The sequence below is a fragment of the Streptomyces sp. NPDC054956 genome (assembly GCF_053609185.1).
The window spans coordinates 1-12391 of record NZ_JBSGXB010000039.1; the positions used below are offsets into that span (position 1 = coordinate 1).

Consider the following 12391-nt stretch of genomic DNA (forward strand, 5'->3'; position numbering starts at 1 on the left):
GGAAGGTGCCCTCCAGGGCCCGGTAGCCGTGGACGCCGCCGCCGCCGAAGCCGGCCGCCTCGCCCGCCGCGTAGAGGCCCGGCAGGGGTTCGCCGTCGGAGCCGAGCACCCGGGAGGAGAGGTCGGTCTCCAGTCCGCCGAGGGACTTGCGGGTCAGGATCGAGAGCCGGACAGCCACCAGCGGGCCCGCGGCGGGGTCCAGGATGCGGTGCGGGGCGGCGGTGCGGATCAGCTTGTCGCCGAGGTACTTGCGGGCCCCGTGGATCGACATGACCTGGAGGTCCTTGGTGAAGGGGTTGGCGATCTCCCGGTCCCGGGCGACGACCTCCCGGCGGACCGTCTCCTCGTCCAGCAGCCCTTCCTTCGTGATCGCGTTCATGCCGCGCACGAGCGCGGACAGGTCCTTCTCGACCACGAAGTCGGCCCCGTTGTCCATGAAGGCCTTCACCGGGCCGGGCACCGCCTGGCGCGCCCGGTCGATGACCCCGCGGACCGACTTGCCCGTCAGGTCGGGGTTCTGCTCGGAGCCCGAGAGGCCGAACTCCTTGCCGATGATGCGCTGGTTGAGGACGAACCAGGTGTGGTCGTGGCCGGTCTTCATGATGTGGTCGAGCGTGCCGAGCGTGTCGAAGCCGGGGAAGAGCGGTACGGGCAGCCGCTTGCCGGTCGCGTCCAGCCAGAGCGAGGAGGGGCCGGGCAGGATGCGGATGCCGTGCTTGGCCCAGATCGGGTTCCAGTTCTCGATGCCCTCGGTGTAGTGCCACATCCGGTCCTTGTTGATGTGGCTCGCGCCCGCCCCCTCGGCGATGCCCAGCATCAGGCCGTCCACGTGCGCCGGGACCCCGGAGAGCATCCGCTCCGGCGGGGTGCCGAGCCGGGCCGGCCACTGCGCGCGCACGAGGTCGTGGTTGCCGCCGATGCCGCCGCTGGTCACGATGACGGCCTGGGCCCGCAGGGAGAACTCGCCGGTGGCCTCGCGGCCGCTCGCGGTGCCGCGTACGGCGGCGGAGGGGGCCAGCACCTCGCCGGTGACGGTGTCGAGGGTGCCTCCGGTGCGGGAGAGCCCGGTGACCCGGTGGCGGAACTTCAGCTGCACCAGCCCCCGGGCCACCCCGGCCCGTACGCGCCGCTCGAAGGGTTCCACCAGGCCGGGCCCGGTGCCCCAGGTGATGTGGAAGCGGGGGACGGAGTTGCCGTGGCCGTTCGCGTCGTAGCCGCCGCGCTCCGCCCAGCCGACGACGGGGAAGAAGCGGACGCCCTGGGCGTGCAGCCAGGGGCGCTTCTCGCCGGCCGCGAAGTCCACGTACGCCTCGGCCCAGCGGCGCGGCCAGGCGTCCTCCTCGCGGTCGAAGCCCGCCGTGCCGAACCAGTCCTGGAGGGCCAGCTCGCGGGTGTCCTTGATCCGCATGCGGCGCTGCTCGGGCGAGTCGACGAAGAACAGGCCGCCGAAGGACCAGTGCGCCTGGCCGCCGATGGACTGTTCGGGCTCCTGGTCGAGCAGGATGACCTTGCGGCCGGCGTCGACGAGCTCGGCGGTGGCCACCAGGCCCGCGAGCCCGGCCCCGATCACGATCACGTCTGCGTCGTACGTCATGTGGAACCCGTCCTCCGTCGATGGTGGGGCGATCCTTTGCTACGGAGCGGTAACCAGTCAACAGGAGCGGAAGGACCAAGGTATGAGCGCGGCCGACGAGGTACTGGACGTGGTGGACCGGGAGGACCGCGTGACGGGCCGGGCGCCGCGCGGCGAGGTGTACGCGGGCGGGCTGATCCACCGGTGCGTGTTCGTGCTGGCCAGGGACGGCCGGGGGCGGATCTTCACGCACCGGCGGACGGACTCCAAGCTGGTGTTCCCGGCGTACTACGACATGTTCGTGGGCGGGGTGGTCGGCGCCGGCGAGAGCTACGAGGAGGCCGCCCTGCGGGAGGCGGAGGAGGAACTCGGGGTGTCGGGACTGGCGGCCCCCGAGCCGCTGTTCAAGTTCCTGTACGAGGGTCCGGGCGGGGCCTGGTGGTCCTACGTGCACGAGGTCCGCTGCGAACTGCCGGTGCGGCCGCAGGCCTCGGAGGTGGCCTGGCACGCGTGGCTCCCGGAGGAGGAGGTGGAGCGGCGGGCCGCGGACGGCTCCTGGCCCTGGGTTCCGGACGGCCTGGAGGCGTACCGGCGGCTGCGCGAGTTCAGGGCCGGCCGCCAGTAGATTGGGCGGGTGATCGACTTCGTCAAGGACGTGCGGCTGTGGTTCGCACCTGCGCGGGTACGGGACGAGGGCGAAACCCCCGACTACCGCTTCTCGCTGGCCAACGAACGGACCTTCCTGGCCTGGATCCGGACGGCGCTGGCCCTGGTCGGCGGCGGTTTCGCCGTGGACCAGTTCCTGCCCGACCTGCGGTGGGGGGTCCGGGTCGGGATGGCGTTCGCGCTGCTCGCGGTGGGCGCGGCCTGCGCGCTGCGGGCGGTGAACCACTGGGTGCGGTGCGAGCGGGCGATGCGGCGCGGCGAGGACCTGCCGATGTCCCGGTTCCCGGTGGTGCTGAGCCTGGGGGTGGGGCTGGTCGCGGTCGCGATGGTGGTGGTCGTGCTGTTGGGCTGGACGACGGGGCGGTGAACTCCTCGGCGGCGGGTGGCGTCCGGGGCGACGGAGGCGTCGGTGACGGAGGCGGTGGCCGCGGCGAGCTCCGTGACGCGGGGCTGCAGCCGGAGCGGACCCGGCTCGCGTGGCGGCGTACGACGCTGTCGTGCGCGGTGACGGCCGTACTGGCGCTGCGCCAGGCGCTGCACGGGACGGGCTCCCCGGTGGAGGTCACCGGGATCGCGGTGATCGCGCTGCTCTGGCTGGCGTTCCTGTGGGTGGCGCACCGGAGGATGCGGGAGCTGGCGGCGCCCCGGCCGGCCGGTCTGGCACCGCGCGCGGCGCTGGCGGCGACGGCGTGCACGGTGGCGCTGGCCGTCTTCGCCATGGCGGTCATCGTCTGAGCCGAAGAACCGACAGTCCGCCTTTGCGCGCCATCCCGCTACGGATGCGGACACAACGGGCCATCCGGGCCGATCCGCACTAGCCTCGGCGCCATGACGACCCTGCACCGAGAGCACCCGACGCACGAGCACGCGCACGCCCACGGCCCCGACTGCGGTCATACGGCCGTCGACCACGGCGACCACCTCGACTACGCGCACGACGGCCATCTGCACCGTGAGCACTCCGGGCACTGGGACGAATGCGAGCCCTCGGCCCACACCACGCACGACGCCCACGAGCACGCGCACGGCACGGACTGCGGGCATGAGTCCGTCCGGCACGGCGACCACGTCGACTACCTGCACGACGGGCACCGGCATGCCGCGCACGACGGGCACTACGACGACCACTGAGGGCCGCTGAACCCCGCCCTCCCCCCGGGCCGCACCGACTGGCAGGATGCCGAAAGCCCGTCACAGCGACCCGGGGAGAGCGCAGATGCCCGTAGAAGAGCCGTACGTCGTCCAGCCCGCCGACGGGGTGTACGCCTACGTGCAGCCCGACGGCGGCTGGTGCCTCAACAACGCCGGCTTCGTCACCGGCGGCGGCCGGACCCTGCTCGTCGACACGGCCGCCACCGAGCGGCGGGCGCTGGCCCTGCGCGCGGCGGTGCTGTCCGCCGGGGCGCCGCTCCCCCGCACGGTGGTCAACACCCACCACCACGGGGACCACACGTACGGCAACGGCGTGTTCGCCCCCGAGGCGCTGGTCCTGGGCCACGACAACGCGCGCTCCGAGCAGCTCGCCGCCGGGCACCAGCTGGAGATGATCTGGCCGGCGACCGACTTCGGCGCGATAGACATCACCGCTCCCGACCTGACGTACAGCGACCGGATGACCCTGCACGTCGGGGAGACCGAGGTGCAGGTCATCCACCCGGGCGTCGCGCACACCACGGGCGACTCGATCGTGTGGCTGCCCCGGCAACGGGTCGTGTTCACCGGGGACCTGGTCTTCGCGGAGGGCACGCCGTTCCTGGCGATGGGTTCCCTGGCCGGGTCCTTGCGGGCGCTGGAGCTGCTGCGCTCGCTGGGCGCGGAGACCGTCGTACCGGGGCACGGGCCGCTGACGGACGCATCCGCCTACGAGGCCACCGAGCGCTACCTGCACTACGTGGCGGAGCTGGCCCGGGAGGGCAGGGCGAAGGGGCTGACCCCGCTGGAGACGGCCCGGCAGGCCGACCTCGGCGAATTCGCGGCCTGGCGGGAGAGCGAGCGGCTGGTGGCGAACCTGCACCGGGCGTACGCGGAGCTGGCCGGGGAGCCCGAGGGGATCCCGTTGGACATCCTGGCGGTGCTGCGGGACATGACGGTGATGAACGGCGGCACGCCGATCCTCTGCCACGCCTGATCGCGGCGGCGGGCCGCGGGGTTTCCCGCGGCCCGTCCTCCCTCCCCGCCTCTTTCCTTCCGCCTACTGGACGGCATACCGACTGGTCGGCATGATGGGTCGCGTCCGTTCCGTCGTCGTCAACCCCGTACGGAGGCGCGCACCATGACCTCAGCCCCAGATCCGGCCCCGTCCGGCCCGCGAGGCCTCGACCTGGAGCGGCTGCGCGGCCATCTCGACCGGGTGCGCCCGGGGCTCGTGGCCGGGCCGCTGACCGGCCGGCTGATCGAGGGCGGCCGGTCGAACCTCACGTACGAGGTCGGCGACGGAACCTCCCGCTGGGTGGTGCGCCGGCCTCCGCTGGGGCACGTACTGGCCACCGCGCACGACATGCGGCGCGAGCACCGGGTCATCGCGGCGCTGCACGGCACGGCGGTGCCGGTGCCCGAGCCGCTGCTGCTGTGCGAGGAAGAGGCGGTGCTGGGCGCGCCGTTCTACATGATGGAGTACGTGGACGGGGTGCCGTTCCGCACGGCGGCCCAGCTGGCCGAGCTCGGCCCCGAGCGGACCCGGCGGGCGGTACTGGGCCTCGTGGACACCCTGGTCGACCTGCACGCGGTGGACCCGGAAGCGGTGGGCCTGGGCGACTTCGGCCGGCCCGAGGGCTTCCTGGACCGGCAGCTGCGCCGGTGGGGCAAGCAGCTCGCGGCCTCCCGGGGCCGGGAGCTCGCCGGGATCGACGAACTGCACGGGGCGCTGGGCCGGGCCCTGCCGCAGTCCCCGGCACCCACGGTGGTGCACGGCGACTTCCGGCTCGACAACGTGCTGATCGGCGGAGCCGACGACCGGATCAGGGCGGTGCTGGACTGGGAGATGTCCACGCTCGGCGATCCGCTGACGGACCTGGGGCTGCTCGTGATGTACAGCTCCGACCTGGGACTGAAGGACTCCCCGGTGAGCACGACCAGCGGCGCCCCGGGCCATCCGGCGCCCGCCGAGCTGATCGAGCGGTACGCGGCCCGCTCCGGCCGGGACACCTCCGCGATCGCCTGGTACACGGCCTTCGCCTGGTTCAAGCTCGCGGTGATCCTCGAAGGCATCCACTACCGGTTCACGCTCGGGCAGACCGTCGGCGCGGGCTTCGACCGGATCGGCGAGCTGGTCCCGGTCTTCATCGAGCACGGTCTGACCACACTCCAGCGACCGCACGCAGGCTGAGGAGCCACGATGGATTTCGCATTCGACGCCCGGACCGAGGAACTGCGCGGCCGGCTGCTCGCGTTCATGGAGGAGTACGTCTACCCGGCGGAACCCGTCGCCGCCGAGCAGCGCGCACGGCTGGCCTCGCCCTGGGACACCCCGGCCGTGTTCGGTGAACTGAAGGCCGAGGCGCGCCGTCAGGGGCTGTGGAACCTCTTCTTTGTGGACCAGCACGGCTCGCCCGATGCCGCGCACGGCGCCGGGCTGACCAACCTGCAGTACGCCCCGCTCGCCGAGATCACCGGCCGCAGCCCGCACCTGGCGCCGATGGCGACCAACTGCGCGGCCCCGGACACCGGGAACATGGAGCTGCTCGCGCAGTTCGGTAACGAGCAGCAGAAGAAGCAGTGGCTGGAGCCGCTGCTGGCCGGGGAGATCCGCTCCGCCTTCGCGATGACCGAGCCGGAGGTGGCCTCCTCGGACGCGACGAACATCGAGACCAGGATCGAGCGCGACGGTGACGAGTACGTGGTCACGGGGCGCAAGTGGTTCATCTCCGGGGCCATGAACCCGGACTGCAAGATCTTCATCGTCATGGGCAAGACCGACCCCGACGGGGCCGATCCGCGCCGCCAGCAGTCCATGATCCTGGTCCCCCGGGACACCCCGGGCGTCGAGGTCCGCCGGGCGATGACCGTGTACGGGTACGAGGACCACGACCACGGCGGCCACGCCGAGGTCGTCTTCGACGGGGCCCGGGTCCCGGCGGGGAACCTGATCGGCGAGGAGGGCGGCGGCTTCGCCATCGCCCAGGCCCGCCTCGGGCCGGGCCGGATCCACCACTGCATGCGGCTCATCGGCATGGCGGAGCGGGCCGTCGAGCTGATGTGCCGGCGCGCTGTGGGACGTACCGCCTTCGGCAAGGAGCTGGCCGCGCAGGGGGTCGTGCAGAACTGGATCGCGGACGCCCGGGTCACGGTGGAGCAGCTGCGGCTGCTGGTGCTGAAGACGGCCTGGCTGATGGACACGGTCGGCAACCGGGGGGCCCACACCGAGATCCAGGCCATCAAGATCGCGACCCCGCGGGCGGTCGTGCGCATCCTGGACGACGCGGTGCAGCTGCACGGCGCGGGCGGGGTGAGCCAGGACTTCCCGCTGGCCGAGCTGTGGGCGGCGGCGCGGACGCTGCGGCTGGCGGACGGGCCGGACGAGGTGCACCAGCGTTCGCTCGCGCACCGGGAGCTCAAGCGCTACCGCTAGCCTCCGGCGGAGCTCGGCCGAAGCCCCCGGGAGCCGGGGGCTTCGGTCCTGCGGAGGCGGACCTTTGGTGGTCCAGACCAGTTGGGAAGTCCGATATATTCGGGATGTCCCCCCACTGAAAGTGCCCTCCGCCATGCCCAGCTCCACCCTGGCCCCCACCTCCGCCCCGCAGGCCGCGGCCTCCCCCGCCACAACGCCGGAGGCAACGGCCAATCCCGGCCCGCTCGGCCTCGCGGCGTTCGCCCTCACCACCTTCGTGCTCAGCCTGTTCAACTCGGGCCTGATCCCGAACGCCGCCCTCAGCGCCGTCGTACTGCCGCTGGCGCTGTTCTACGGCGGCCTCGCCCAGTTCGTCGCGGGCGTGCTGGAGTTCCGGCGCGGCAACACCTTCGGGACCACGGCGTTCGTCTCGTACGGCGCGTTCTGGATGTCCTTCGCGGCCTACGTGAAGTTCGTCGTCCCGACGCTGCCCGCCGACCAGGCGCACGTGGCGACCGGCTGGTTCCTCGTGGCCTGGTTCATCTTCACCGCGTACATGTCCATCGCCGCGATGAAGCTGGACGTCGCGCACCGGGTGCTGTTCGTCGCGCTGGCGCTGACGTTCCTCTTCCTGGCGCTCGGCGATCTGGCGCAGAGCACGGCGCTCGGCCACACCGGCGGCTTCATCGGCCTCTTCACGGCGGGCGTCGCCTGGTACATCTCCTTCGCCGTGGTGGCCAAGGAGACCTGGGGCCGCGACGTGGCCCCGCTCGGCTAGGCCCGCCAGGAGGTCCTGGTGACCCCTAGGACCTTTCGGCCGCCACCGGCGCGGCGGCGGTGCGGCCCGCCGCCGCGTCGATGACCTCGTCCAGCACTTCCCGGGACCGGAGCAGATCGGCGATCAGCCGGTCGATCCGGTCCCGTTCCGTTTTCAGCTCGGCGACGAGCGCGGGGGTGGCCCGTACGTTCGGCCCGCCGTCCGCATCGCGCATGCAGGGCAGGATCTGGCCGATCTTCGAGCTGTGCAGGCCCGCCGCGTAGAGTTCCTGGATGCGGATGACCCGGTCCACGGCCCGCTCCGCGTAGTCGCGGTGACCGCCGGGAGTCCGGTCGGAGACCAGCAGGCCCTGGCTCTCGTAGTAGCGCAGCGAACGCTCGCTGACCCCCGTGCGCGCCGCCAGTTCACCGATCCTCATGCCCCACCTCGGGTTGAATCTGACATCAGTGTCAGGTTTTACGGTACCGGCATGACGCACACGGAGCAGGTCCCCACCGCATCCCGCCTCTTCGAATCCGCCCGCCTCGGCGGCCTGGAGCTCCCCAACCACCTGGTGATGGCACCGCTGACCCGCAACCGGGCGGACGCCGACGGGGTGCCCGGGCAGCTCATGGCCGACTACTACGCCCAGCGCGCCTCGGCCGGTCTGATCATCGCCGAGGCCACCACGCCCAACGCCGTGGGGCAGACGTACCCGAACATCCCCGGCATCCACAGCCCGGCGCAGATCGCCGGCTGGCGCCGCGTCACCGACGCGGTGCGCGCGGCCGGCGGGCGGATGTTCCTCCAGCTGCAGCACGGCGGCCGGGTCGGCCACCCCGACACCAGCGGGCACATTCCGCTGGCCCCCTCGGCGGTACGGTTCCCGGAACCGCTGCAGACCCCGGACGGACTCCGGGAGGCCGTCGACCCCCGGGAGATGACGGCCGGGGACATCCGGTCCACGATCGCCGACTTCGCGGCCGCCGCCCGCAGCGCCGTGGAGGCGGGCTTCGCCGGAGTGGAGGTGCACGCCGCCAACGGCCACCTGCTCCACCAGTTCCTGGCGGGCAACACCAACCTGCGTGACGACGAGTGGGGCGGCTCCGTGGAGGGCCGGATCCGGTTCACCGTCGAGGTGGTCCGGGCCGTCGCCGAGGCCGTCGGCCCCGAGCGGGTCGGCGTACGGATCTCCCCCGGAATCGAGGTCAACGGCATCGAGGAGGGCGATCCCGGGGAGATCTACCCGGCCCTGGTCAAGGCCCTCGCGGACATCGGACCGGTCTACCTGCACCAGGTGCACGCCGACCCGGACGGGTCCCTCTTCCGGGAGGTCCGCGCGGCCTGGCCCGGCACGCTGATCGCCAACCCGAGGCTCTCCCGCGAGGAGGTGTCGGAAGACGGCGGCAAGCGGCGGGCCGAGCGCCTGCTGGCCGGGGGCGCCGACCTGATCGCGCTGGGCCGGGGCTTCCTCGCCAACCCCGACTTCGTCGAGCGGCTGCGCACGGGAGCACCGCTCAACGAGGTCCGGCCGGAGTTCCTGATGCACGTACAGGGGGCCGAGGGGTACACCGACTACCCGGTGCTGGCGACCGCGTCGGTGTGAGCGGCGACCGCTACGGGCGCAGCGCCCGCAGCAGCAGGTCCGCGAGGTGGTCGGCCACCTGCTGGGGGGTGAGCGGGCCGTCCTCCCGGTACCAGGTCGACAGGTGGTGGACGGACCCGAAGTGGTAGTCCACCACCAGGTCGGCCGGGGTCGCGTCGGAGAAGACCCCGGAGCGCTGGCCCTCCTCGACCAGTGCCCGGAACCGCTCGTGGTAGCGCCGGCGCTCCGCCCGGACCTGCTTGAACTTCTCCGGGCTGAGCTGGTGCATCGACCGGAAGAAGATCGCCGCGTCGTCGAGGTTCTCGATGGTGGTGACCACCACGTCGGCGGCGGCGGCCCGCAGCCGCTCCTCGACGGGCGCGTCGGAATCGGCCACCGCGTCGAGCCGCTGCTGCTGGAGGCGCAGCATGCGCGCGTACACCTCGTGCAGCAGATCGTCCTTCGATCCGAAGTAGTGGTAGAGCGCGCCCTTGGTCACCCCGGCCGCCTCGACGATCTCCTGGACCGAGGTCCGGTCGTAGCCGCGCTCGGCGAAGAGCCTGGTCGCGACGGCCAGCAGCCGCTGCGGTACCGGGGCCTCGTGCGCGGCGACGGGCTCCGTCGTGGTCTTGGCGGCCATGGTGCTCGCCTTCCTTTCCTGATCCCTCGACCGGTCCTCGTCAGTGCGGGCGCCGCGCGGCCGCCCGGCCGTTTTCAGCCGCGGTCGCGCAGTTCCCGTCGCAGGATCTTGCCACTGGTCGTCTTGGGAAGGACAGGCAGGATCTCCACCTGGCGCGGGTATTTGTACGCGGCGATGCGCGCGGCGCAGTACGCGGACAGTTCCGCGGGGTCGGCCTCGGCCCCGGGGCGCAGGCTGACGTAGGCCTTCACGCTCTCTCCCCGGTAGGGGTCCGGGACGCCGACGACGGCAGCCTCGCGCACGGCGGGGTGCGTGTACAGCACGTCCTCGACCTCGCGGGGCCAGACCTTGAACCCGGAGGCGCAGATCATGTCCTTCTTGCGGTCGACCACGTAGAGCCAGCCGTCCGCGTCCATGAACCCGACGTCCCCGGTGCGCAGTTCGCCGTCCGGGAAGGCCTTGGCGGTGTCGGCCGGCAGTCCCCAGTAGCCGGGGACCACCTGCGGGCCGCGCACGGCTATCTCGCCGGTCTCGCCGAAGGGCACCTCGGCTCCGGCCTCGTCGAGGATCCGTACGAGGGTGTCGGCGCCGGGCACGCCCACCGAGAGGGTGCCGGAGGCGGGGTCCACGGGGGCTTCGAGGTGCACGGGGACCGAGGCGCAGGGGGCGGTGCACTCGGTGAGGCCGTAGCCGTTGCGCAGGTAGAAGCCGAAAGCGGCGCGGAGGCGTTCGACGAGGGCGGGCGGGAGCGGGGCGCCGCCGGAGGAGATCACCTGGAACGAGGCGAAGTGGTCCGGGGTGACGCCGGGGTGGGCGGCGAGGGCCATGAAGGCGGTGGCCGGTCCGACGGTGTAGGCGGGGCGGTGTTCGAGGAAGGCGTCGAGGACGACTCCGGCGTCGAAGCGGTGGGCGAGGACGAGGGTGCCCGCGTTGGTGAAGCAGGCGGCGAGCTCGCAGACCATGCCCGTGATGTGGAAGAGCGGGGCGAGGGCGAAGTAGGAGGCGCCCTCGGGGAGGGGGTGGCCGGTGACCTGGCGGACGGCGTTGTGCATCAGCCCGCCGTGGAGGTTCATGGCGCCCTTGGGGGTGCCGCTGGTGCCCGAGGTGTAGCTGATGAGCGCGGTGTCGGCGGCGGTCGGGGCCGGCTCGGGCGGCGCGGGGTGGCCGGCGCGGGCCGCGGTGGCGAGGTCGGCGGCGTCGGCCGCCTGCTCCGGGCGGCCCGGCGCGAGGACCCGTACGTCGTCGCGGGTCTGGAAGTCCAGGTCGGACGCGGTCAGCACGGTCCGTACGGCGGTCCCCCGCGCGGCTTCGCGCAGGTACGCCGGCCAGGCGCGGGCGTCGCAGACGAGGGCGACGGCCCCGGAGTCGCGCAGGACGTGGCCCACCTCGCCGGACTTGTACATCGGGTTGAGCGGGACCACGACCGCCCCGGCCTTCCAGGCGGCCAGGACGGCGAGCACGAAGTGCGGGGTGTTCTGGAGCATGACCGCGACCCGGTCCCCGCGGCGTACGCCCCTCAGCGCGAGGTGGCCGGCGAGGGAATCGGAGAGCGCGTCGGTCTCGGCGTAGCCGATGCGGCCGTCGAAGTAGGCGAGCGCGGTGCGCTCCGGGGCGCGGGCGACGGCGGCCCGGAAGGCGTGCAGCACGCTGGGCGGGGGCGTGACGGGCGCCCGCTGCGCGGGGCTGAGCCGGGCGAGCCAGGGCTTCGTCGCATAGCGGGAGGCGGCCCCCGCGGCCTCGGCCGGGGCGTCGGCAGCGGGTTCGCCCGGGGCTCCGGCGGTGGGTGGGACCGGGGCTCCGGCGGTGGCGTCGGCCGGGGACGCGGTCATCGGGACTCCCAGGTGCGCTGGAGCCGGTTCATGCCACTGAGCCAGCGGTCGGGTTCGGTGGCGCGGGCGGCGTAGAAGTCCGCGACCTCGGGGTGCGGGAGGATCAAGAACCGGCCCTTCTCCATGCCGTCGAACGTGGCGTCCACGACCGCTTCCGGCTCGATCGCGGTCGGCGCGAGGACCAGCTCGCCCGCCGATCCGGCGGCGGTGAGCATGTCGGTCCGGACCCCCTGCGGGCAGATGGCGTGGACCTGGAGCCCGCGGTGGCGGTAGGTCAGCGAGAGCCATTCCGCGAAGGCGAGCGCGCCGTGCTTGGTGACACTGTACGGGGCCGCCCCGATCATGGTCAGCAGCCCGGCGGCCGAGACGGTGGACACGAAACGGCCGCTCTCGCGCTCCAGCCAGTCGGGCAGCAGCAGCCTGGCCGCCCGGACGTGGGCCATGACGTTGGTGTCCCAGGCGGCTTCCCAGACGGACTCCTCCGCGAAGGCGTCGCCGCCGGAGGCGAGTCCGGCGTTGGCGCAGTAGACGTCGACGGTGCCGCCGAGGGCCTCGCGGGCCTCCTCGACGACGGTCGAGGCGTCGCCGGGCACGGCGATGGCCCGGGGGCCGATCGCGCCGGCGACGGAGGCGGCCTTGGCGGGGTCGAGGTCGTTGACCACGACGGTGGCCCCCTCGGCGGCGAAGCGGTGGGCGAGGGCCGCGCCGATGCCGCCGCCCGCGCCGGTGACGACGACTCGCTGGTCCTGGAACGCGTTCACGGGTCCACCCTTCGTGGCCTGCTGCCGAATGGCT

General features: G+C 73.0%; 14 protein-coding genes. 9 read left to right on the plus strand and 5 right to left on the minus strand.

Features of this window, described 5'->3' with window-relative positions; all coding sequences use genetic code 11:
- Positions 1-1594, minus strand: a 1594-nt coding sequence (locus ACWGDE_RS10075) for an FAD-binding dehydrogenase (protein WP_453388512.1), incomplete at its 3' end; no start/stop codon positions are given.
- Between the two features lie 82 nt (positions 1595-1676).
- Here ACWGDE_RS10075 and ACWGDE_RS10080 point away from each other — a divergent pair.
- The 8 genes from ACWGDE_RS10080 (at position 1677) to ACWGDE_RS10115 (ending at position 7563) form a co-directional block, all read left to right on the plus strand.
- Complete coding sequence (locus ACWGDE_RS10080) at positions 1677-2198, plus strand: NUDIX domain-containing protein (RefSeq protein ID WP_453388513.1); 522 nt, start codon at positions 1677-1679, stop codon at positions 2196-2198.
- Positions 2199-2207: 9 nt separating this feature from the next.
- A complete protein-coding gene (locus tag ACWGDE_RS10085) occupies positions 2208-2606 on the plus strand; it encodes a YidH family protein (RefSeq protein ID WP_453388514.1) in 399 nt (132 codons plus the stop codon).
- A gap of 83 nt (positions 2607-2689) precedes the next feature.
- Entirely contained in the window at positions 2690-2974 is a 285-nt protein-coding gene (locus tag ACWGDE_RS10090) for a DUF202 domain-containing protein (RefSeq protein ID WP_453388546.1), read from the plus strand.
- A gap of 93 nt (positions 2975-3067) precedes the next feature.
- On the plus strand, positions 3068-3370 hold the full coding sequence (locus ACWGDE_RS10095; RefSeq protein WP_453388515.1) for a hypothetical protein: 303 nt from the start codon (positions 3068-3070) through the stop codon (positions 3368-3370).
- An 85-nt stretch (positions 3371-3455) separates the two neighbouring features.
- Positions 3456-4367 carry an MBL fold metallo-hydrolase gene (locus ACWGDE_RS10100; protein WP_453388516.1) on the plus strand — a complete coding sequence of 304 codons (912 nt, stop codon included), beginning with the start codon at positions 3456-3458 and terminating at the stop codon, positions 4365-4367.
- 144 nt (positions 4368-4511) lie between these two features.
- Entirely contained in the window at positions 4512-5564 is a 1053-nt protein-coding gene (locus ACWGDE_RS10105) for a phosphotransferase family protein (RefSeq protein ID WP_453388517.1), read from the plus strand.
- A gap of 9 nt (positions 5565-5573) precedes the next feature.
- Positions 5574-6806, plus strand: coding sequence for an acyl-CoA dehydrogenase family protein (locus tag ACWGDE_RS10110; RefSeq protein ID WP_453388518.1), 1233 nt, complete (start codon positions 5574-5576; stop codon positions 6804-6806).
- Between the two features lie 133 nt (positions 6807-6939).
- A complete protein-coding gene (locus tag ACWGDE_RS10115; protein WP_453388519.1) occupies positions 6940-7563 on the plus strand; it encodes an acetate uptake transporter in 624 nt (207 codons plus the stop codon).
- Between the two features lie 25 nt (positions 7564-7588).
- Here the strand turns inward: ACWGDE_RS10115 and ACWGDE_RS10120 are convergent, their stop codons facing one another.
- Entirely contained in the window at positions 7589-7981 is a 393-nt protein-coding gene (locus ACWGDE_RS10120; RefSeq protein ID WP_453388520.1) for a MerR family transcriptional regulator, read from the minus strand.
- A 51-nt stretch (positions 7982-8032) separates the two neighbouring features.
- Between ACWGDE_RS10120 and ACWGDE_RS10125 the strand changes: the two genes are divergently transcribed.
- Positions 8033-9148, plus strand: a complete 1116-nt coding sequence (locus ACWGDE_RS10125; protein WP_453388521.1) for an alkene reductase — start codon at positions 8033-8035, stop codon at positions 9146-9148.
- Positions 9149-9158: 10 nt separating this feature from the next.
- On the opposite strand, the gene ACWGDE_RS10130 is transcribed toward ACWGDE_RS10125, so the two are convergent.
- The 3 genes from ACWGDE_RS10130 to ACWGDE_RS10140 form a co-directional block, all read right to left on the minus strand.
- The gene (locus ACWGDE_RS10130; RefSeq protein WP_453388522.1) at positions 9159-9767 is read right to left on the minus strand and encodes a TetR/AcrR family transcriptional regulator; all 609 of its coding nucleotides are present in this window, start codon (positions 9765-9767) and stop codon (positions 9159-9161) included.
- 74 nt (positions 9768-9841) lie between these two features.
- Entirely contained in the window at positions 9842-11596 is a 1755-nt protein-coding gene (locus ACWGDE_RS10135; protein WP_453388523.1) for a class I adenylate-forming enzyme family protein, read from the minus strand.
- Positions 11593-12357 carry an SDR family oxidoreductase gene (locus ACWGDE_RS10140; RefSeq protein ID WP_453388524.1) on the minus strand — a complete coding sequence of 255 codons (765 nt, stop codon included), beginning with the start codon at positions 12355-12357 and terminating at the stop codon, positions 11593-11595. The genes ACWGDE_RS10135 and ACWGDE_RS10140 overlap by 4 nt, the downstream gene beginning before the upstream one ends.
- Between the last annotated feature and the right edge of the window lie 34 nt (positions 12358-12391).

What these genes read in the sequence shown, in the direction of transcription:
- ACWGDE_RS10135 (WP_453388523.1), bottom strand. Translation starts at nt 11,596, where the DNA reads ATGACCGCGTCCCCGGCCGACGCCACCGCCGGAGCCCCGGTCCCACCC.
- ACWGDE_RS10115 (WP_453388519.1), top strand. Translation starts at nt 6,940, where the DNA reads ATGCCCAGCTCCACCCTGGCCCCCACCTCCGCCCCGCAGGCCGCGGCC.
- ACWGDE_RS10105 (WP_453388517.1), top strand. Translation starts at nt 4,512, where the DNA reads ATGACCTCAGCCCCAGATCCGGCCCCGTCCGGCCCGCGAGGCCTCGAC.
- ACWGDE_RS10130 (WP_453388522.1), bottom strand. Translation starts at nt 9,767, where the DNA reads ATGGCCGCCAAGACCACGACGGAGCCCGTCGCCGCGCACGAGGCCCCG.
- ACWGDE_RS10080 (WP_453388513.1), top strand. Translation starts at nt 1,677, where the DNA reads ATGAGCGCGGCCGACGAGGTACTGGACGTGGTGGACCGGGAGGACCGC.
- ACWGDE_RS10095 (WP_453388515.1), top strand. Translation starts at nt 3,068, where the DNA reads ATGACGACCCTGCACCGAGAGCACCCGACGCACGAGCACGCGCACGCC.
- ACWGDE_RS10100 (WP_453388516.1), top strand. Translation starts at nt 3,456, where the DNA reads ATGCCCGTAGAAGAGCCGTACGTCGTCCAGCCCGCCGACGGGGTGTAC.
- ACWGDE_RS10110 (WP_453388518.1), top strand. Translation starts at nt 5,574, where the DNA reads ATGGATTTCGCATTCGACGCCCGGACCGAGGAACTGCGCGGCCGGCTG.
- ACWGDE_RS10120 (WP_453388520.1), bottom strand. Translation starts at nt 7,981, where the DNA reads ATGAGGATCGGTGAACTGGCGGCGCGCACGGGGGTCAGCGAGCGTTCG.
- ACWGDE_RS10125 (WP_453388521.1), top strand. Translation starts at nt 8,033, where the DNA reads ATGACGCACACGGAGCAGGTCCCCACCGCATCCCGCCTCTTCGAATCC.